General features: G+C 68.7%; 20 protein-coding genes. 3 read left to right on the forward strand and 17 right to left on the reverse strand.

Going from position 1 to position 19676, the window contains the following annotated elements:
- Positions 1 to 4: 4 nt before the first annotated feature.
- Positions 5 to 1786 (reverse strand): cytochrome c biogenesis protein DipZ, encoded by a 1782-nt coding sequence (locus EJO71_RS17090; RefSeq protein WP_125949887.1) that lies wholly within the window; start codon positions 1784 to 1786, stop codon positions 5 to 7.
- Positions 1787 to 1915: 129 nt separating this feature from the next.
- Positions 1916 to 3292, reverse strand: coding sequence for an ATP-binding protein (locus tag EJO71_RS17095; RefSeq protein ID WP_125949886.1), 1377 nt, complete (start codon positions 3290 to 3292; stop codon positions 1916 to 1918).
- 266 nt (positions 3293 to 3558) lie between these two features.
- Between EJO71_RS17095 and EJO71_RS17100 the strand changes: the two genes are divergently transcribed.
- Both EJO71_RS17100 and EJO71_RS17105 read left to right on the forward strand, forming a co-directional pair.
- A complete protein-coding gene (locus tag EJO71_RS17100; RefSeq protein ID WP_125949885.1) occupies positions 3559 to 4302 on the forward strand; it encodes a response regulator in 744 nt (247 codons plus the stop codon).
- A 16-nt stretch (positions 4303 to 4318) separates the two neighbouring features.
- Positions 4319 to 4552 (forward strand): DUF333 domain-containing protein, encoded by a 234-nt coding sequence (locus EJO71_RS17105; RefSeq protein WP_125949884.1) that lies wholly within the window; start codon positions 4319 to 4321, stop codon positions 4550 to 4552.
- Positions 4553 to 4557: 5 nt separating this feature from the next.
- Here the strand turns inward: EJO71_RS17105 and EJO71_RS34365 are convergent, their stop codons facing one another.
- From EJO71_RS34365 to EJO71_RS17135, 7 genes are all read right to left on the reverse strand, one after another.
- Positions 4558 to 4695, reverse strand: a complete 138-nt coding sequence (locus tag EJO71_RS34365) for a hypothetical protein (RefSeq protein ID WP_164546844.1) — start codon at positions 4693 to 4695, stop codon at positions 4558 to 4560.
- Positions 4696 to 4743: 48 nt separating this feature from the next.
- Positions 4744 to 5313 (reverse strand): thioredoxin family protein, encoded by a 570-nt coding sequence (locus EJO71_RS17110; RefSeq protein WP_125949883.1) that lies wholly within the window; start codon positions 5311 to 5313, stop codon positions 4744 to 4746.
- A gap of 160 nt (positions 5314 to 5473) precedes the next feature.
- The gene (locus tag EJO71_RS17115) at positions 5474 to 6436 is read right to left on the reverse strand and encodes a tripartite tricarboxylate transporter substrate binding protein (RefSeq protein WP_125949882.1); all 963 of its coding nucleotides are present in this window, start codon (positions 6434 to 6436) and stop codon (positions 5474 to 5476) included.
- A 23-nt stretch (positions 6437 to 6459) separates the two neighbouring features.
- Entirely contained in the window at positions 6460 to 7335 is an 876-nt protein-coding gene (locus EJO71_RS17120; protein WP_125949881.1) for an amidohydrolase family protein, read from the reverse strand.
- 3 nt (positions 7336 to 7338) lie between these two features.
- A complete protein-coding gene (locus EJO71_RS17125; RefSeq protein ID WP_125949880.1) occupies positions 7339 to 8523 on the reverse strand; it encodes a CoA transferase in 1185 nt (394 codons plus the stop codon).
- An 18-nt stretch (positions 8524 to 8541) separates the two neighbouring features.
- A complete protein-coding gene (locus EJO71_RS17130; RefSeq protein ID WP_125949879.1) occupies positions 8542 to 9522 on the reverse strand; it encodes a tripartite tricarboxylate transporter substrate binding protein in 981 nt (326 codons plus the stop codon).
- Positions 9523 to 9606: 84 nt separating this feature from the next.
- The gene (locus EJO71_RS17135; RefSeq protein WP_125949878.1) at positions 9607 to 10476 is read right to left on the reverse strand and encodes a CoA ester lyase; all 870 of its coding nucleotides are present in this window, start codon (positions 10474 to 10476) and stop codon (positions 9607 to 9609) included.
- Between the two features lie 77 nt (positions 10477 to 10553).
- On the opposite strand from EJO71_RS17135, the gene EJO71_RS17140 reads away from it, so the two are divergent.
- Positions 10554 to 11459 (forward strand): LysR substrate-binding domain-containing protein, encoded by a 906-nt coding sequence (locus tag EJO71_RS17140; RefSeq protein ID WP_125949877.1) that lies wholly within the window; start codon positions 10554 to 10556, stop codon positions 11457 to 11459.
- On the opposite strand, the gene EJO71_RS17145 is transcribed toward EJO71_RS17140, so the two are convergent.
- The 8 genes from EJO71_RS17145 to EJO71_RS17180 form a co-directional block, all read right to left on the reverse strand.
- Entirely contained in the window at positions 11456 to 12145 is a 690-nt protein-coding gene (locus tag EJO71_RS17145) for a substrate-binding domain-containing protein (protein ID WP_171022485.1), read from the reverse strand. The genes EJO71_RS17140 and EJO71_RS17145 overlap by 4 nt on opposite strands.
- Positions 12146 to 12147: 2 nt before the next feature.
- Positions 12148 to 13038 (reverse strand): NAD(P)-dependent oxidoreductase, encoded by an 891-nt coding sequence (locus EJO71_RS17150; RefSeq protein WP_125949876.1) that lies wholly within the window; start codon positions 13036 to 13038, stop codon positions 12148 to 12150.
- A 21-nt stretch (positions 13039 to 13059) separates the two neighbouring features.
- The gene (locus EJO71_RS17155) at positions 13060 to 14058 is read right to left on the reverse strand and encodes a tripartite tricarboxylate transporter substrate binding protein (RefSeq protein ID WP_125949875.1); all 999 of its coding nucleotides are present in this window, start codon (positions 14056 to 14058) and stop codon (positions 13060 to 13062) included.
- A gap of 5 nt (positions 14059 to 14063) precedes the next feature.
- A complete protein-coding gene (locus EJO71_RS17160) occupies positions 14064 to 15044 on the reverse strand; it encodes a tripartite tricarboxylate transporter substrate binding protein (protein ID WP_125949874.1) in 981 nt (326 codons plus the stop codon).
- A gap of 34 nt (positions 15045 to 15078) precedes the next feature.
- Positions 15079 to 16383, reverse strand: a complete 1305-nt coding sequence (locus EJO71_RS17165; RefSeq protein WP_125949873.1) for a gallate dioxygenase — start codon at positions 16381 to 16383, stop codon at positions 15079 to 15081.
- A gap of 72 nt (positions 16384 to 16455) precedes the next feature.
- Positions 16456 to 17811: an MFS transporter gene (locus EJO71_RS17170; RefSeq protein ID WP_125949872.1), complete on the reverse strand. Its 1356-nt coding sequence runs from the start codon at positions 17809 to 17811 to the stop codon at positions 16456 to 16458.
- A gap of 41 nt (positions 17812 to 17852) precedes the next feature.
- Positions 17853 to 18554 (reverse strand): 4-carboxy-4-hydroxy-2-oxoadipate aldolase/oxaloacetate decarboxylase, encoded by a 702-nt coding sequence (ligK, locus tag EJO71_RS17175; RefSeq protein ID WP_125949871.1) that lies wholly within the window; start codon positions 18552 to 18554, stop codon positions 17853 to 17855.
- Between the two features lie 4 nt (positions 18555 to 18558).
- Positions 18559 to 19587, reverse strand: a complete 1029-nt coding sequence (locus EJO71_RS17180) for an amidohydrolase family protein (RefSeq protein ID WP_125949870.1) — start codon at positions 19585 to 19587, stop codon at positions 18559 to 18561.
- Positions 19588 to 19676: the final 89 nt, after the last annotated feature.

The following is a 19676-nucleotide window of genomic DNA, read 5'->3' on the forward strand; positions in this document are numbered from 1 at the left end:
GCAATCAGCCGAAGGTGAATGCATAGGCCTGGGCGCCTGCGTCGAGAAACTCGATTTCGAACAGCCGGTCTTTCTCGCTCGCCGTCTGGCGCACGAGCTGGTAGAGCCTCTGTCCGTCGATGGTGCCGTTGCCCTGCGCATCGGTGTCGGAGCCATGGTCCGCGAGCGGCGGTGCACCGTCGATCCGCACCCTGAAGCGCACCGGCGTGCCGTCGGCCGACGGGCCGAGCACCAGGTGCAGGTCACGCGCGTGGAAGCGGTAGGCGATGCGCCCGCCGGTGCGCACCAGCATCGCGCGCTCGCCCTCCACCTTCCATTCGCCGGCCAGCGTCCACTGGTTGGTGCGCAGCATGGACACTCCTGAATAGACGCGTGCACGGTCGTTCGCGATGCCGCCGGGCGAGGCGAAGTTGTGCGCCTGCTCGTAGCCCAGGTAGGTCTCGCCCGACAGGGGCGGCGACCCGGCCGTTGCAGCTTGCGTACCCTGGCCCTGGGGCGCGACCAGATCCGCCGATGCAACTGGCCGGCCGGCTTCCGCCAGCAGTTGCTGGATGACCTGCTCCGACTTCGCATACTTGCCCTCGCCGAACTGGTGATGCCGGATGCGTCCCTGCGCATCGACGACATAGAAGGCCGGCCAGTACTGGTTGCCGAAGGCGCGCCAGATCGAATGGTTGCTGTCCACCGCCACGGGATAGCCGATGTCCAGGTCCTTTACCGCGCGGCGCACGTTGGCAGGAAGCTTCTCGAACGCGAATTCCGGCGTATGCACGCCGACCACCACGAGCCCGGCGTCCCTGTACTTCTCGGCCCACGCGCGAACGTAGGGCAGGGTGCGCAGGCAGTTGATGCAGGAGTAGGTCCAGAAATCGACCAGTACCACCTTTCCGCGAAGGCTCTCGGGCGTGAGCGGGGCGGAGTTGATCCATTCGGTGGCGCCGGCCAGCGAAGGGAAGGCGCCTTCGTCCGGCAGCGCCAGCGCGGGCGTCTTCGGCTGAGGTGGCGTCGATGTCGGCACCAGCCCAAGCCCACCCGGATCGGCCGGCGCCAGAGGCTGCGGCGACGGCATCGGCACGTCGAGCCTGTTCACGAGCGCCTGCTCCAGCGCCGACGTGGTGCCGACCGAAAGGCGGCTCAGCAGCCCCGTGTCCAGCCCCAGGGCGATGGCGCCGACTCCCGCCAGAACCGCGATGCCGGCCACGCGCCGCATCCATTCGCCGGTGTGCAGCGACTTCTTCATCGCCGAGAACAGTCGGCCGCTGAAGAGCAGCGCCATCGCCAGCGAGGTGCACGCGCCGGCCGCATAGGCCAGCAGCAGCAGCGATGTGCCGACGCTCGCGCCGTTGAGCGCCGCACCCGTCAGGATCAGCCCGAGGATCGGGCCCGCGCACGGCGCCCACAGCAGTCCGGTGCCGACGCCCAGCAGCAGCGGCGAGAGCGCGGAAGTCTTCCCTGAAGCAGGCTCCGACAGCCGCAGCCCGAGCGCCACCAGTGGCCGGCTCAACCGGTCCGCCAGCGACGGAAACAGCAGCGTCACGCCGAACACCGCCAGCAACGCGATCGCCGCGCCGCGCCCGTATTCGTTGAGCGCCACGACCCAGCCACCGCCCACGGCCGCCAGCGTGGCGATGGCCGAGAACGCCAGCGCCATGCCCAGCAGCATCGGCAGTCCGTGCGAGCGGAAGGGCCGGTCGGCGCGCGCGAACACGAACGGGAGCACGGGCAGGATGCACGGGCTCAGGATGGTGAGCACGCCACCCAGGTAGGCAACGATGAGGAGAAGCATGGTCGGGTCCGGTCGATGGATGTTGTGGGTGAATCGAGGCGAAGGCAAGGGCGAGCGACGCCTTCACGGTCTCGCAGTGCGAGCCGCTTTCCTGCCTGGCGTTGGTTGCGATGGGCGCCGTGCGGCGGCTCAGCCCGGCGGTGCGTCGCGGGTGTTCATGGTCAGCCGGGCCTCCAGCCCGCCTTCGGCCCGGTTGCGCAGCGTGAGCTCGGCGCCCATCGCCGTCGCCAGCTGGTGGGCGATGGCCAGGCCGAGGCCGGTGCCGCCGGTGTTGCGGTTGCGCGAACCCTCCACGCGGTAGAAGGGCTTGAGCACGTTCTCCAGCTGGTCGGGCGGAATGCCCGGCCCGTTGTCGACCACGGCCAGCGTCAGCCGGTCGCCGGGCGCGGCGTGCACCTGCAGCCGCACGTCGGTGCCGAACTTCAGTGCGTTGTCGATCAGGTTCGTCAGGATGCGCCGCAGCGCATTCGGCCGCGTCACGATGGGCCCGTCCGCCCGCCCTTCGAGCAGCACCTGCTCGCCCGAATCCTCGTAGTCGGCCACCATGCTCTCGAACAGCGCGTCGGCATCGATGCGGCGTGGCGGTTCGGTGGCGCCGTGCAGGGTGCGCGCATAGGTCACGCCTTCGCGCACCAGGGCGTGCATCGCGTCGAGGTCCTGGCGGAACTTGTCGCGGTCCTGGCCTTCGTCCATCAGGTCGGTGCGCAGGCGCATGCGGGTGATGGGCGTCTGCAGGTCGTGCGAAATCGCGGCGAGGATCTCCACGCGCTCGGCCATGTAGCCGGCAATGCGCTTCTGCATCGCGTTGAACGCGCGTGCCGCGTGCTTCACTTCCGTCGGGCCTTCCTCGGCCAGCTGCTGGCCCTTAAGGTCGGGGCCGAGCTCGTCGGCCGCGTCGGCCAGCTGAGCCAGCGGCTGCGTGACCAGCCGCACCGCATACCAGGCGCACGCGGCCAGCACCAGCAGCTGGGCCCACAGCAGCCACATCACCCAGCTCGATACGGGCATGTCCACCCGCCGCGCATGCACGACCACCGAGGAGCCGTCCGACAGCCGCACCTGTATCTGCAAGCCTTGCGGCGGGTTGCTCACCTGGCCGACCTTGACGATCCCGAAGGGGCGCATCGCATCGGTGATGGCGGTGGCGAACTGCTGCGACAACGGCGTGTCGGGCGGTACACCCTGCGCGCTGCCGCCCAGCGCGAAGTGGTAGTTGCGCCGCTCCAGCCGCGCGAGCCAGCCTTCGCGCTCGGCGGCGGGCAGCCGGTCGAGGATGGCGACCGAGCTGGCGATGTCGCGCTCGATGCCGATCATCATCAGCTCGCGCATCGCGACGCCGCGCTCGTAGCGGATCGCCGCGAAGGTCAGCAGCTGCGCAATCGCCAGCCCGACGACGATGATCAGCGTCACCCGGGAGAACAGCGAGCGCGGCAGCAGCCGGCGCAGGCCTGTCGCTGCGGGGGAGGCCGGGGCAAGGTTCGCGGGGAGGGTTGCGGATGTAGGCATGGGCTGGTTTATAGACCCAGGCCCACCATGCGGCGCGCCTCTTTGTATTGCAGTGTGTTCGGCGACGAGGCCCGACATACAACATTACCCGCCAGCGCGCCTCGGCGCTCCTTCGTCAGGTCTTGCCGGAGTGCGCGCAGGAAACATAGTGTGGTCGCCCGGCCCACCGGATACACGGACATACAAAGCCGCCCGATCCGGCCCCGGGCCGGGCTACATTGCGGCTACCCACCCACCGCGTTCCTCCGGCGGACCACCGCATAGCCATGAACATTCCGAAGACTTCAGACCATATCCTCATCGTCGACGACGACAGGGAAATCCGCGAACTGCTCACCACCTACCTGGTCAAGAACGGCCTGCGCGTGGTCGCGGTGCCCACCGGGCGGCACATGCGCGCGGCGCTGGAGGAATCGGGGCCGTTCGATCTCATCATCCTCGACCTGATGCTGCCGGGCGAAGACGGCCTCACGCTGTGCCGCGACCTGCGCACGGGCAAGTACAAGGCCACGCCCATCCTGATGCTCACCGCGCGCAGCGAGGAGGCCGACCGCATCCTCGGGCTGGAGATGGGCGCCGACGACTACCTGGCCAAGCCTTTCTCCGCCCGCGAACTGCTGGCGCGCATCCGCTCGGTGCTGCGCCGCACGCGCATGCTGCCGCCGAACATGCGCTCGACCGAGTCGGCCTCGAAGCTGGCGTTCGGCGAGTGGCAGGTCGACACCACAGCGCGCCACCTGATAGACGACAGCGGCGTGATGGTGGCGCTCAGCGGCGCGGAGTACCGGCTGCTGCGGGTGTTTCTCGACCATCCGCAGAAGGTGCTGAGCCGTGACCAGCTGCTGAGCCTCACGCAGGGCCGCGAGGCCGAGCTCTTCGAGCGCTCCATCGACCTGCTCGTGAGCCGCCTGCGCCAGCGCCTGCGCGACGATGCGCGCGAGCCGCGCTATCTCAAGACGGTGCGCAGCGAGGGGTACGTCTTTTCTTCGGCCGTGGAGGCGCTGGACTGAGGTCTACACTCGCGGAATGACCAAAGTCCTGCTGTTGCCGCTGAGTGCTTTCTTCATCGCCGCCTGCGCCCAGCCCGAGCCACCGCCACGCGTCGGCATGGCGAACCCGGCATCGGTTTACTGCCAGAGCCTCGGGGGCAAGACGCTCATCCGGTCGAACGACAAGGGGCAGTACGGCATCTGCCAGCTTCCGGATGGCAAGCAGATCGAGGAGTGGGAGCTCTATCGCCGGGATCATCCGGCGAAGTAGGGGCTTCAGCTCGACGGCTTCCGCGAGCGGGTGCGGGAGCCGTCTTCCTTTCTGGACGAGATGCACTGGCAGCTCACCGGGTTCTGTATCTCGTGCGCGATGCCGCCTGCGAAGAAGATCAGGGCCAGCCAGAGTTTCTTCATTTCGATTGCCTTGCCTTGCCTTGGTGAAGTGCATGTTCCTGTCAGGGCTCAGGTCCCCGCAGGCGCAGGCTCAGCCAGCAGCGCCTGGATCTTCTTCTCGGTCGTCCCGTAGCTGCCCTCGCCGAAGTGCGAGTAGACGATCTTTCCCTGCTTGTCGATCAGGTACACGGCGGGCCAGTACTGGTTCCTGAAGGCCTTCCAGGTGCCGTAGCTGTTGTCCTGCGCTACCGCATGCCTGATCTGCAGCCGCTCGATGGCGTCCTTCACGTTCTTCGTCGACTTCTCGTACGCGAACTCCGGCGTGTGAACGCCGACGACCACCAGGCCCTTGTCCTTGTACTTCTGGTTCCAGTCCTTCACGTAGGGAAGGTGATTGAGGCAGTTGATGCAGGTGTAGGTCCAGAAATCGACCAGCACGACCTTGCCCCGCAGCTCGCTCAGCTTGAGCGGCTGTGAGTTGAGCCAGTTGTCGATGTTCTGGAATTCGGGCGCCTGAGCGGCTTCCGCCGCGGGAATGTCGCCGCCGAGCGGCGACGGCGCGGCAAAAGTCATGGTGATGGCTGCAGCCGAGGCCGCAACGGCGACGGCGAAGAAGAGGGCGGGAGAGCGAAAGCGCATGGCGGTTCCTTCGGAAGAGTGACGGGCGTTCGTCTTTGAACGGAGCCGATTCTTCGCCGGGCCACCCGCCTGTGGAGCGGATCGCGTATGCCTCTGTATCCGCGGGGAGAACCCCACACACTACGTTTCACTCGCCCGCGGCATTCGCCGGAGCGAGCGCTCAGTCGACCCTGATATTGCGCGAGCGCACCAGGGCACTCACTCTTGCCGTCTCGTCTTGCACGAACTTCGCGAACGCCTCCGGCGTGGTGCCGGCCGGCTCAAGGCCCAGCTGCAGCAGCTTCTGCCGCACCGCCGGGTCGTTGACCGCCGCCTGCACCGCCTTGCCGAGCTTCTCCACGATGTCGGCCGGGGTGCCCTTGGGCAGGAACACGCCGTTCCACTCGACCACGTTGTAGCCCGGCAGGCCCGATTCGGCGAGCGTCGGCGTGTCGGGCAGCCCCGGCACGCGCTTGAGGGAACTCACGCCCAGCGCGCGCAGCCTGCCGCTCTTCACATAGCTCAGCGTCGAAGCCACGTTGCCGAAGTAGGCCGACACCTGCTCGCCCATCACGTCGGTCAGCGCCGGTGCGCCGCCCTTGTAGGGCACATGCATCAGGCTGATCTTCGCCTGTTCGTTCAGCGCTTCGCCCGCAAGGTGCGAGCCGGTGCCGCCGCCTGCAGAGGCGAAGCTCAGCTTGCCCGGGTTCCTGCGCGCGAAGTCGATGAACTCCGCCACCGTCTTGTAGGGCGCGGTCGCAGGCACCACGAGGATCTGCGGCGCGGTGGCCACCAGCGACACCGGGATGAAGTCCTTCGCCGCGTCGAAGGGCAGCTTGCGCAGCGACGGGTTCACCGAGAACGCCGAGGCGTCGTAGAGCACGGTGTAGCCATCGGCGGCCGCCTTCGCCACGTTGTCGGCGCCGATCACGCCGCCCGCGCCCGGCTTGTTGTCGATCACGATCTGCTGGCCCAGCGCGGCGCTCATCTGCTGCGCGACGATGCGCGCCGTGTTGTCGGCGCCGCCGCCCGCCGCGTAGGGCACCACCATGCGGATCGGCTTGTCGGGCCAGGCGGCCCAGCCGAGCAGCGGAACCGCGCAGGCGGCGAGGGCTGCGACGGACTTCAGGAGTCGCTTGTTCATTTCGATGTCTCCGGTCTTGTAGTTCAGGAAAAGTCGTAGAGTCGCGCCGGGTTGTCGACCAGCACGCGGTGGCGTTCGGCCTCGTCGGGAACCCACTGGCCCAGCAGGTCGAAGAGCTGTGCGTCGTCGGGCCTGGCTTCGCGCTCGGTCGGGTGCGGCCAATCGCTGCCCCACACCATGCGTTCGGGCGCCTGCCGTACCCACGCTTGCGCGATGCCGGTCGTGTCGGCGTAGCCTCCTTGCGCGCCCACCTGCGAGTCGAGGTAGGCCCCCGACAGCTTGATCCAGGTGGAGCCGCTGTCGAGCAGCCGGCTCACCACGTCGAAGGCCGGATGTGCCTGTGCGTCGGGCAGGGGCATGCGGGCAAGGTGATCGAGCACGATCGTGCAAGGCAGGCGGGCGAGCAGCGCCGAGTGCTCGACGATCTGCGCTGCGCTCCAGTGCAGCTGTACGTGCCAGCCGAACGCATGCACGCGGTGCGCCAGCGGCTCGACCATGGCGAAGTCCGTTGCCGCATTGGCGGGCGTGTACAGCGTGAAGCGGATGCCGCGGATGCCACCTGCGTGCAGGCGCTCGAGCTCGGCATCGCTCACCTCGGGCCGCACCACCGCCACGCCGCGCGTGCGCTCCGCGCCCAGCGCCTGGATGGCCGCGAGCGTCACGCTGTTGTCGGTGCCATGCACGCGCGGCTGCACGACCACCGTGCGCTGCGTGCCGATGCGCTGCTGCAGCAGGCGGTAGTCGTCGGCGGTGGCGTTGTCCAGCATGGCATCGGGCGAGCCGTGCAGCGGGAAGCGGCGGTCGTACACGTGGATGTGCGCGTCGCATGCACCTTCGGGCGCTGCGACGGCCGGCTTGCGCGTGCCGCTGCTGTGAGGCACGGCGTGTTCGTCGCGCATGGCTCAGTCGTCCGCGCGCCGCGAGGCCAGTACGGCCGCCGTGTGCTGCCCCAGCGTCGGCGCCGCGAAGGGCTCGGGGCCGGGCGTGCGCCCGAAGCGCACCGGCCGGGTGAAGCCCCGGTACGAGCCCAGCGTGGGATGCGCGAAGTTCGCCACCATGTCCTCGGCCAGAACCTGCTCGTTGTCGAACATGTCTTCCACCGTGCGGGCGGCGGAGCAGGGCACTTCCTCGCCGAAGAGCTCTTCCCACTCGAGCGCGGTACGCGCGGCCAGCGCGGCGCGCAGTTTCGGAACGATCTCGGCGGCATGCTGCGCGCGCTTGCGCACCGAGTCGTAGCGCTCGTCGGCCGCCAGTTCGGGCAGGCCGACCTTCGCGCACAGTGCCTGCCAGAAATGCGGCGTATTGGCCGAGATGTAGATGTGGCCTTCGCGGGTCGGGTGGATGCCGGTGATGCCACCCGAGCGCATGTCGCGCCCCACGTCTTTCGGCTCGCCCTCCGCCCAGACCATGCGCGCCGACTGCATCGTGAGCGCGGAGCGCAGCAGCGAGACGCCGACGAACTGGCCTTCGCCGCTCTTCTCCCGCTCGTACAGCGCCGACGCGACGCCGGCGGCCACCAGCGCGGCCGCGTAGTAGTCGACCACCGAGCCGTAGATGATCTCGGGCGGCTCACCGCGCTTGCCCTGCAGCGCGCACATGCCGGTCATGGTCTGCAGCACCTGGTCGTAGCCTGCCTTCTCGCGCAGTGGCCCGGTCTCGCCGTAGCCGGTGACGGCGCAGTAGACGAGCCGCAGGTTCACCATCTTGAGCTGCTCGTAGGCAATGCCCAGCCGTGGCGGCACGCTGGGGCGGAAGTTGTGCACCAGCACGTCGGCCGTGCGCACCAACTCCATCAGCGCTGCGAGGTCCTGCGGATTCTTGAGGTCGAGCACCACGCCCAGCTTGCTGCGGTTCACGCCGATGAAGGCACGGCTCTCGGCCTCCAGCGTCGAGGGGTACTTGCGCAGGTTGTCGCCGGCCGGCGGCTCGATCTTGATGACTTCCGCGCCCTGGTCGGCCAGCAGCGAGCAGCCGTAGGGGCCCGCGATGTACGCGCTCAGGTCGAGCACGCGCAGGCCGCTCAGCGGCCCGGCGGGGCCCTGGCGGACCCTCGGACCGGTGTTGTCGGGGGCGGCGGAAACGCTCATGGATGCTTCTTTCTTGCCTCAGTCGGCGGTGATGTTCTGCTGTTTGGCCAGCTTCTTCCAGCGCTCCACGTCGTCGGAGATGACGGTGCCGAACTGCGCCGGCGTGAGCGGCGTGGCGATGGCGCCTTCGCGCAGGAAGTTGGCCGTGATCTCCGGCTTCGCCAGGATGTGGTTGACGGCACCGTTGAGCTTCGCCACCACGTCGGCAGGCGTACCCGCCGGGGCCAGCAGGCCCCACCAGAGTTCGAACTCGTAGCCGGGCACGGCGGTGGCGAGCGGCGTGAGGTCGGGCGCGATCGGGCTGGGCTTCAGGCTGGTGATGCCGACGGCGCGCAGCTTGCCGGCGCGCACCATCGGCAGCAGCGAGGGGCCGCTCGAGATCAGCAGCTGCGTCTGGTTGCCGATCAGGTCGGTCACGGCCGGGCCCATGCCCTTGTAGGGGATATGCGCGATCTGCAGGTCGCCTACCTTGGCCTTGAGCAGTTCGGTGCCGAACTGGTTCACGCTGCCGGAGCCGGAGGACGCGTAGTTGTACTGGCCCGGCTTGGCCTTGATGGCGGCGATCAGCTCGGCCGGCGTCTTCGCGGGAAACTCGTTGTTGACCGCGACGATGAACGGTCCCTTGGCGAACATCGCCACCGGCGCGAGGCCCTTGACCGGATCGAAGGGCAGCTTCGACTGCACCGCCGCGTTGGTCGTCATGCTCGACGACACGGCCACCAGCGTGTAGCCGTCGGGTGCGGCGCGCGCCACCTGTGCCGTGCCGGTGTTGCCGCTCGCGCCGGGGCGGTTGTCGATGATCACGGGCTGCTTGAGCTGGTCGCCAAGCTCCTTGGCCACCTGGCGCGCGAAGGTGTCGTTCGAGCCGCCGGCCGGGTAGGGCACGACGATCGTGATGGTCTTGTTGGGAAAGGCGCCCTGGGCGAGCGCCGCGCCGGCGAGCGTGGCAATCGCGACAACGGCGAGCGCGCGCGGACGAAGGAAGGATGGGAAATGCATTTTCTTGTCTCCGATTTCTTTTATTGATGGAAGGCAGCTCAGCTCGGAAGCAGCCCCAGGCTCAACTCATGAGCAGCCCCAGGCTCAACTCATAAGCAGCCCTAGGCTGCGTGCGCTTTCGACGATGGCGCGCGCGCGGATCACGAAGGGGATGTCGATCATCTTTCCGTCCACCACGTAGGCCCCGATGCCCTTTGCATCGGCCTCGCGCGCCGCCTCGACCACCTTGCAGGCATGCGCGATCTCTTCGTCGGTGGGGCGGAACACCTCGTTGGCGATGGCGACCTGGCTCGGGTGGATGCAGGTCTTGCCCAGGAAGCCCAGGTTGCGCGCCAGCATCGCTTCCGCGCGGAAGCCTTCGGCGTCGCGGATGTCGGCGAATGCGCTGTCGTAGGCGTACAGGCCCGCTTCGCCTGCCGCGATGCGCACCGCGAACATCGCCTGCCGGATGGCGGAAGGCTCGCGCCGGGCGATACCCAGGGGCTCGAACAGGTCGCCCAGCCCCAGCTGCAGGCCCGCAACGCGTGGGTGCGCCAGTGCAAGTTCGGCGGCCGTGCGCAGCGCGTTGGGCGTCTCGATGTTCAGCAGCAGCCCGATGGGCGCCTGCACGCCGTTGGCCCGTTCCGCCTGCCCGATGGCCTCGGCGGCCGTGCGCACGTGCGCCGGGCTCTGCGGCTTGGGCAGGTTGATCAGGTGCACGCCGGCTTGCGCCACCGCCGCCACGTCGCGCTCGAAGTGCGGCGTGTCCATGGCGTTGACGCGAACGATCAAGGTCTTGCGCGACGAGGCGAGGTCGGTATCGGCCAGCAGCCGGCGCACGGTTTCGCGCGCCTCGTCCTTGCGCGGTTCGGACACCGCATCTTCGAGATCGAGGCAGATGGCGTCCGCCGCGCTGGCCAGCGCCTTGGCGAACAGCTCGGGGCGGGTGCCGGGAACGAAGAGTTTGCTTCTCATGGGAAGGCAGTGTCCGCAGTTCATGAGAAGAGAAAAACAGCTCTTCGCTGCGATCAGATCGCAGAAAATCTATCTTCATGGAAACGGCATACCTGCAAAGCTTTCTTCTGGTTGTGGAATCGGGCTCGATGTCGGAGGCCGCGCGCCGGCTCGACCTGACGCCCGGCGCGGTGGCGCAGCAGATCCGCGCGCTGGAGCGCGAACTCAATGCGCCGCTGCTCGCGCGTGCCGGCCGAACGGTGCAGCCGACCGAGGCCGGGCACCGGCTGGTGCAGCGGGCCCGCACGCTGCTGCGCGAAGTGAGCGACATCAAGGCGCTGGTGGGCAGCGAGGCTGCCAGTGGCGAGCTGGTCATCGGCACTATCAACACGGCGTTGCACAGCCTGCTGCCGGACATCCTCGCGCGCTTCGTGAAGGCGCACCCCGACGTCAAGGTGTTCCTCAAGTCGGGCACCACCGCCACGCTCTACAAGGCAATGCAGCAGGGCGAGCTCGATGCGGCCGTGTGCCAGTACCCGCCGTTCGCCCTGGCCAAGACCTTCGACTGGGCCCTGCTGCGCGAGGAGCCGCTGGTGCTGCTCGCGCCCAGCCGTCTCGCGCGGCGCGATCCCCACGAGCTGCTGCGCACCTCGCCGCTCATCCGCTACGACCGCAATCTCGGAGGCGGCAAGCAGGCCGACCGCTATCTGCGCGCGGCGGGCATCGTGCCGCAGGAGCGCTTCGAGCTCAGCTCGCTGCTGGCCATCGCGATGATGGTGGACCGGGGCCTCGGCGTCTCGGTCATGCCCGACATCGCATCGCCGCTGCTCGACGGGCAGCGCGTTGCCAAGATTGCGCTGCCGCTGCCTTCGGAGAAGCGGCGCTTCGGCATCCTGTGGCCGAGGGCGTCGCCACGGCTCAGGCTGATCCACGGATTCGTCGAGAGCGCCGGGCTTGTCGTTGCCGGAAAGGGCAATGGCTCCCGCAAGGCGGCTGCCCGCTAGGCCGGCTCCATGCCATGTCGGCGCTTCGCTTCTGCGCTGTCGCCCGAGGCCAGGTATGCGAGCAGCCCGCGCGTGGCTTCCGGCTGCGAAGCGAGCGAGCCCGGCGCCGCACTGAAGATCGTGGTGATCTGGATCTCCGGCGGCAACGGCCCCAGCAACGTGACGCCCTCGACGCCGATCAGCTCACTGAATTGCTGAAAACCCAATGAAGCCTCTCCACGTGCGATCAGCGAACCCACCGGCACGCCGGGCGGTGCCTGCACCAATCGGCTCTTGATCGCATCGGCGATGCCCCAACGCTCGAACAGCGCGACCAGGGCGACGCCGCTGGGACCGGTCGAGTACGCGATGCGGGACGCATCCAGCACGGCGCGCCTCACTGCTTCTTCGGTGGAGATGTCGACCCGCGCGGCGTTCGCTGCAACGGCCACCGCCACGCCGGAGCGCACCACATCGGTCTTGTCCGATGCGTCCACCTTGCCGGCGGCCGCCAGCCTGTCGATGGCATCCGAGGCGAGAACCACCACGTCGAAGGGCTCTCCCGCCGAAACGCGCCGCGCGGCATCCACGCCGCCCACCGCCTCGAAGGCGACCGGCACACCGCTCGCGCGCGTGTAGGCCGCGGCCAGCTCCAGCAGCAGGCCCTTGGTGGCCATGGAGCAGATGCCCCTGATCGGTTCGGCCATGGTCATTTGCGTCCGATGAAGCGATCGGCATAGGCCTGCCAGTCGCTTCCCGCGTCCAGCCCCTCGAACAGGCCATCGCGAGCCTGCGTGGCCACCCAGTCCTGCTTCTCGGCGATGGCCGCCGTCATCAGGGGCTCGAAGCCGGCTTCGCGCACTGTCTGGGCCGCCTCGCGCATTTCCTCGGCGCGGCGCTTGCCGTGCTGCACGACGCGGCTGAAGAAATAGGCGCCTTGCTTTTCCCAGTCGATCTGCGGAAAGGTTTCCTTCAGCGTCGGCAGCACATGCGCTTCCACGCCGTAGCGCCTGGCGGTGGCGTAGCTCTCGATGACCAGCGCCTCCAGCCCCTTGATCATGATGCTGCGACTCATCTTGATCGCCGAGGCGATGCCGAGCCGGTCGCTCACGACGCGAACGTCCATGCCCCAGCCCGCCAGCGTGGTTGCGAGCGCCCCGGCTTGCGCGCCGCCCAGCAGCATGGGCACGCGGATGCCGTAGGGCGGCACCGAGGTCATGACGCCGGCCTCGACGTAGGCGACGCCTGCCGGTTCCAGCGCCGCCGCGGCGCGCTGCTTGGTGCCGGGCGACGCCGAATTGAGGTCGAGAAAGCGGCTGCCGGTGCGCGCATGGCGCGCTGCTTCCTCGGCCACCGCCAGCGTGTTGGAGGCCGTGACGGCCGAGACGAGCAGGTCGGCATGGTTGCAGAGTTCCTGCATGCCGCCCGCCACGTGAACCCCGTCGGCCTCCGCCGCGGCGCGTGCGGCTGCGCCGGTTGCCGGGTCGGCGAAGCGCTTGTCCCAGGCCCAGACGGCATCCACGCCGTCCCTTTGGCGCAGGCCGCGCCCGAAGATGCCGCCCACCTCGCCATGGCCGATGAGGCCCAGTGTGATTCCCATGATCGTGTGTCTCTCCGAAGTTCAGTCGACAGTGATGCGCGCGCTCTTGATCACGCGACCCCAGCGCTTCATCTCGCTGGCGATCAGTTCGCCGAAGGCCTGCGGCGTCGTGGGCGTGGGTTCGGCGCCCTCGGCCGCCAGCCGCGCATGCACTTCCGTCGCGTTGAGCGACTGGTTGATCTGCCTGTTGAGCATGGCGACGATGTCCGCCGGAGTGCCTGCCGGAGCGACCACGCCGTACCACTGGTCGGCCTCGAAGTCTTTCGTTCCGGGAACGCCGCTTTCCGCCACCGTCGGCACGTCGGGCAGCAGAGCGATGCGTTTCGGGCTCGACACCGCCAGCGCGCGCAGCTTGCCGGCCTTGATGTGCGGCAGCAGCGCGGGCGCACCGGTGAACAGCAGCTGCAGCTGCCCCGCCAGCAGGTCGGTGACGGCCGGCGCCGTGCCCCTGTAGGGCACGTGCATGAAGGAGGCGCCCGTCTGGAGCTTGAGATATTCGGTGGCGATGTGCGCGGCGCTCCCGTTGCCCCCCGAGCCGAATGCCAGCTCGCCCGGACGCGCCTTCGCTAGCGCAACCAGCTCGGCGAGCGAGCGCGCCGCAACGGATGCATGCACGACGAGCACGTTCGGCACGCGCGCCACCCAGGCCACGGGTGCGAAGCTGCGCACCGGGTCGTAGTCGAGCCTGGGATACAGCGAGGGGTTGATGGCCAGCGTGCCGATATGCCCCATCAGCAGCGTGTAGCCGTCGGCGGGCGACTTCGCGACCTTGTCGACACCGATGGAGCCGCCTGCGCCGGGGAGGTTGTCGACCACCACCGGCTGGTGCCACGCACGGCCCAGCTCGATGCCGATGGCCCGCCCGAGCACGTCGGTGGAGCCGCCGGGCGTGAAGGGAATGACCATCCGGATCGGCCTGGATGGATACGCCTGCTGCGCCCTGGCCATGCGGCTCGCCGGCATGAGCACGGCCGATGCTGCAGCAAGGAGGGCGTGGCGACGGGTGATGCCTGCGGTCATGGCCGTCAATCGGGCTTGATGCCGGCTTCGCGGATCAGCTTGCCGTAGCGCGCCACGTCGGTCTTGAGCAGCCTGTCGAACTGCCCGGTCGACCCCGGCAGCGGAACCCCGCCCGCCGCGGCGAGCTGGGCGCGCACTTCGGGCGAGTCGATGGCCTTCTGCACCGCGTCGTGCAGCTTGTCGACGATAGGCTTCGGCAGCCCGGCCGGACCGACGAAGCCGTACCAGACGCTGGCCTCGAAGCCCGGGTAGCCCGACTCCGCGACGGTCGGCACGCCCGGCAGCACGGCCGAGCGCTCGGCGCTCATCACCGCCAGCACGCGCAGCTTGCCGGCCTTGGCGAGCGGCAGCGCTTCGAGGGCGTTGACCGCTACCACCTCCACATGGCCGCCGAGCACGTCGGTGAGCGCCTGCGCGCCGCCCTTGTACGGCACATGCCGAAGCTGCAGGCCGGCGGTGTGCTGGAACAGCTCCATCGCCAGATGCGGCGTCGAGCCGTTGCCCGGCGTGGCAACCGTCACGCCGCCCGGCTTCGCCTTGGCCGCTGCGACCAGTTCGGGCAGCGTCCTGATGGCCGAGCCTTCGCGCACCGTGAACACCACCGGCACCCGGCCGACCGAGGCCACCGGCGTGAGTTCACGCTCGAGGTCGTAGGGGGCAGGCTGGAACAGCGACGGATTCACCGCCAGCGCATTCGCGGCCAGCAGCAGGGTGTAGCCGTCGGGCGGGCTGGCGATGACGGACTTCACGGCGATGTTCGTGCCCGCGCCGGGTTTGTTCTCGACGACGACCGGCTGGCCGAGGATGGCCGACATGCGCAGGCCGACCGAGCGAGCGATCGCATCGACCGCGCCGCCGGCGCTGTAGCCCACGAGGATCTTCAGGGGCTTGGACGGAAAGGCGTCGGCCGCGCAGGCAATGCCGAAGTGGCCGAATGCGGCCAATGCCGCCGCGCCGATGGCGAGGCGTCGGGAAAGAGGTCTCATGTGTGTTGTCTCCGGAATCGAAATCGGGCGGGGGTCAGTGGCGCTTTGGCGTAGTGCCGTTGTCCCAGGCCTGCGGCGCGGCATCCTTGCCGGCCACCGAATACAGCGCGCCGGGCGCATTGCGGGTCAGCTGGAATTCCTCCAGCGACTGGCCGCGCATGGCCGCGTAGATGTGCAGGTTCGACACGCCCACCACCGCGCCCAGCTTCTCCAGCATGAAGAAGATCACGCCGTAGTGGATGAGGCCACGCCAGTCGCGGTGTCGCACGAGGTCGCGCTCCGTGTCCGTCAGCCCGGCGGCCGCGAACGCGGCTTCCTCGTCGGCGAGAAAGGCTGCGCGATGCGCAGGACGCGTCATGCCGTGCAGGAACTTGTTGAGGCGGTAGGCACGCACGCTGGTCTCCAGCGTGAACGGATAGGTGCCGTGCAGCGCTTCCGCGCCCGTCAGTTCCTCCGCCATGTGCCGGCGGTGCCGCTCGACTTCGCCGGCGACTGGCGGGCTCGCGAGGTTCTCGTAGATGGCGGTGGCGATGCCCGTCATCGAAGGCAGGTAGTAGCTCTGGTGCGTCTTGCGCACGTTGGACGACAGCGCGCCGCGCATCACCAGCCACATGATGACTTCTGCGCCTTCCATGCCGCCCAGCGTTGCAAGTTCGGCCTGCGTCATCTCGGTCAGTCGTACGGGGTCGTTCTCGATGAGTTCAAGAAACTGCGCGTCCCACGCCGTGTTGTTGAAGCCCGCGCGCTCGCCGTGCACCTGGTGCGAGAGGCCGCCGGTGGCAACGATCGCCACCTTGATGTCGTCCGGGTAGCTCTCGATCGCGCGCCGCAGCGCCTGTCCGAGCCGGTAGCAGCGCCGCGCCGAGGGCACGGGCGACTGCAGCACACCGACCTGCAGCGGAATCACCGGGATCGGCCACGCCGGCTTGTGCGGGCACAGCAGCGACATCGGCGAGAACACGCCGTGGTCCAGCGCGCGGTCCTGGAAGAAGGACATGTCGAACTCGTCGGCCACCAGCGAGCGGCCGATGTGCCGCGCCAGTGCCGGGTGGCCGGCCAGCGGTGGCAGGTCGCGCGCGCCGCCGCCTTCGTCGGCCACCTCGTGCCGCTCGCCCACGCCCAGCGAGAAGGCCGAGTAGTGGTCGAAGAAGAAGGAGCTGACGTGGTCGTTGTAGATGAAGAAGAGCGCGTCGGGCTTCTTCTCGGCCAGCCACTGCTGCACCGGCGCGAAGGCTTCGAAGATGGGCGCCCACACCGGATCGTTCTGCTTGTTCTTGTCGAAGGCGAAGCCGATGGTGGGCGTGTGGGAGCAGGCGACGGCGCCGATGATCTGGGCCATGTTGGGTTACTCCTGCGTCCGGTGCGACGCGATGAAGGGAGAAAGTGAGAAGAAAGGAGCTGGCATGCGGTTTCAGCCCCGCGCCAGTTCGGGCCTGTCGGCGGAGTCGTCGTCGGCTTCGGCGGCCCGGGCGCCGAGCACCGCGCCCGCCGCCAGCAGCGCGGGCAGGGCCAGCAGCGAGACGATGGCGCCGAAGCCCCAGCCCATGGTGAGCAGCACGCCGCCGAACATCGAGCCGACGATGCTGCCGAAGCGGCCCATGCCCAGCATCCAGCTCACGCCGGTGGCGCGCGCCATGGTGGGATAGCAGCCGGGAGCGAAGGCATTGAGGCCCGTCTGCGCACCGCTCATGAAGAAGCCGGCCAGCGCCACCAGCAGCGCAAGCGATGCCGACAACGCGCCCGCCGTGCCGAGGCAGAGGATGCAGACCGCGCCGGCCGCATAGGCCGCGGCGATGACGCGCGTCGGCGCGACGCGGTCCATGGTCCAGCCGACGAGGATGGCGCCGGCCGTGCCGCCGATCTGGAACATCGCGGTGACGGTCGCGGCGGTCTCGATCGGGAGGCCCGCGTCCTTGATGAGCGTGGGCAGCCAGCCGGTCAGCAGGTAGATGACGAGCAGGCCCATGAAGTAGGTGACCCACAGCGCCAGCGTCATCAGCCCGTAGCCGCGCGAGAAAAGCACGCCGATGGGCTTCTTCGCGGAGACCGGCGGCTCCGACGCGACAAAGGTGGTACCGGCCGGGAACACCGTGCGGCAGATGCGGCCCAGCACCGCGGCGATGCGTTCGGCCGGCTGCCGGCGTACGACCATGAAGCGGGCCGACTCGGGCAGCAGCGCGAGCAGCAGGGGCACGAGCGCCAGTGGAAGCGCGCCCCCCAACACCAGCACGGAGCGCCAGCCGAAATGGGGGATGAGCCATGCCGCCGCGAAGCCCACCACGCCCGAACCCAGGTTGAAGCCGGTGAACATCGCCGCGATCAGCAGCGAGCGGGAACGCTGCGGCACGTATTCCGACAGCAGCGTGGTGGTGTTGGGCATCGCCGCGCCGAGACCCAGGCCGGTCAGGAAGCGCAGTGCCGCCATCTGCGTCAGGTCCTGCGAGAACGCGGTGGCGACCGTGAACACGCCGAACAGGAACACCGACGCCGTCAGCACCGTCTTGCGGCCCAGCCGGTCCGAGGCGGGGCCGGCCACGAGCGCGCCGAAAACCAGCCCGATGGGCGCGGCGCTCATCACGAGGCCGAAGGCGGCGCGCGACACGCCCCATTCCTGCAGGATGGAAGGCGCGAGGAAGCCCATGATCGCGACGTCCATGCCGTCGGCCGCGACCACGAGGAAGCACAGCACCAGCAGCAGCCACTGCATGGCACTCATGGGACGTTCGTCGATGAACGCCTTGACGTCGATACGGGCCGGGTTGTTCATTCGTTGTTGTCTCTCGTTGTTCTGAGCGGGGCGATCCGGACCTAGTCCAGGTAGCGCAGGCCGGCCTTGGCCAGCGGCTCGCGCATGCCGTACATGTCCAGGCCGAGTTCGCCGGCCGCGAAGCGCGCGCGCTTGCCGGTCTCGTTGGCTTCGCGCGCCTCGGCGGCGTCGGCCACGCGTGCCACAAGCTGCGCTGGCACGACCACCACGCCGTCGATGTCCGCCACCACCACGTCGCCCGGCTGCACCAGCGCGCCGGCGCACACCACTGGCACGTTGACCGAGCCCAGCGTGGCCTTGATCGTCCCCTTGGAGTGGATGGCGCGGCTGAACACCGGGAAGTCCATGGCGATGAGGTCGCGCACGTCGCGCACGCCGCCGTCGATCACGAGGCCCTTGCAGCCGCGCGCCTTGAACGAGGTAGCGAGCAGGTCGCCGAAGAAGCCGTCGGTGCTGTCGGCGGTGCAGGCGGCCACCACCACGTCGCCGGGCTGTATCTGCTCGGCCGCCACGTGCAGCATCCAGTTGTCGCCGGGCTGCAGCAGCACGGTGACGGCGGTGCCGCACATGCGTGCCTCGGGGTGAATCGGGCGGATGCGCGGAGCCATCAGGCCGAGGCGGCCCAGCGCCTCGTGCACGGTGGAGACGCCGAAGCGCGAGAGCTTCTCGACGGCGGCCGCGTCGGCGCGAGCGACGTTGCGGTGCACGACGCCGAGTTCCTGAAGAAGGGGAGCGGTCGACATGTCGTCAGAGTCCTTTCTGCTTGAGTGCGCGGTCCAGCCGCGGATACACGCGGCGCGCATTGCCTTCGTAGATCTGGTGGCGCGCCTTGTCGTCGAGCATCGGCGTGGCGTCGATGTAGCGGCGCGTGTCGTCGTAGTTGAAGCCGGTCTCGGGATCGATGCCGCGCACCGCGCCGATCATTTCGCTCGCGAAGAGCACGTTGTCGACCGGTATCACGCGCGCGAGCAGGTCGATGCCCGGCTGGTGGTACACGCAGGTGTCGAAGAAGATGTTGTTCAGCAGGTGGTCCTTCAGCAGCGGCTTCTTCAGCTCCTGCGCGAGGCCGCGAAAGCGCCCCCAGTGATAGGGCACCGCGCCGCCGCCGTGCGGGATGACGAAGCGCAGCGTCGGGAAGTCACTGAACAGGTCGGAGGTGAGGCACTGCATGAAGGCCGTGGTGTCGGCGTTCAGGTAGTGCGCGCCGGTGGTGTGGAAGCAGGCGTTGCAGCTCGTGCTCACGTGCACCATGGCGGGAATGTCGAGCTCCACCATCTTTTCGTAGAGCGGATACCAGTGCCGGTCTGACAGCGGAGGGCTGGTCCAGTGGCCGCCCGAGGGGTCGGGGTTGAGGTTGATGCCCACGAAGCCGTATTCGTTCACGCAGCGCTCCAGCTCGGGAATGCAGCTGGCCGGGTCGACGCCCGGCGACTGCGGCAGCATGGCCGCGCCGATGAAGTGATCGGGAAAGAGCCGGCTCACGCGAAAGCACAGCTCGTTGCAGATGGCCGCCCAGGTGGAGGAAACCTCGAAGTCGCCGACGTGGTGCGCCATGAAGCTGGCGCGCGGGCTGAAGATGGTCAGGTCGCTGCCGCGTTCCTTCATCAGCCGCAACTGGTTGCCTTCGATGGACTCGCGCAGTTCGTCGTCGCTGATCTTCAGTTCCGAGACCCTGGGTTTCGCCGACGGGTCCTGGATGCCGGCGATCTGCCGGTTGCGCCATGCCTCCAGGGCCTTGGGCGCGGTCGTGTAGTGGCCGTGACAGTCGATGATCATTCGCAACGCTCCGGAAGATGTGCAGGGGGTGCTTCAAGCATGGAAGGAGTCTGCGCGGCGACGGCCTCGCGTGGCGTGAGTTAGCGTTG

Origin of the sequence: Variovorax sp. 679, assembly GCF_003952185.1 — a bacterium.
Classification (GTDB): domain Bacteria; phylum Pseudomonadota; class Gammaproteobacteria; order Burkholderiales; family Burkholderiaceae_C; genus Variovorax.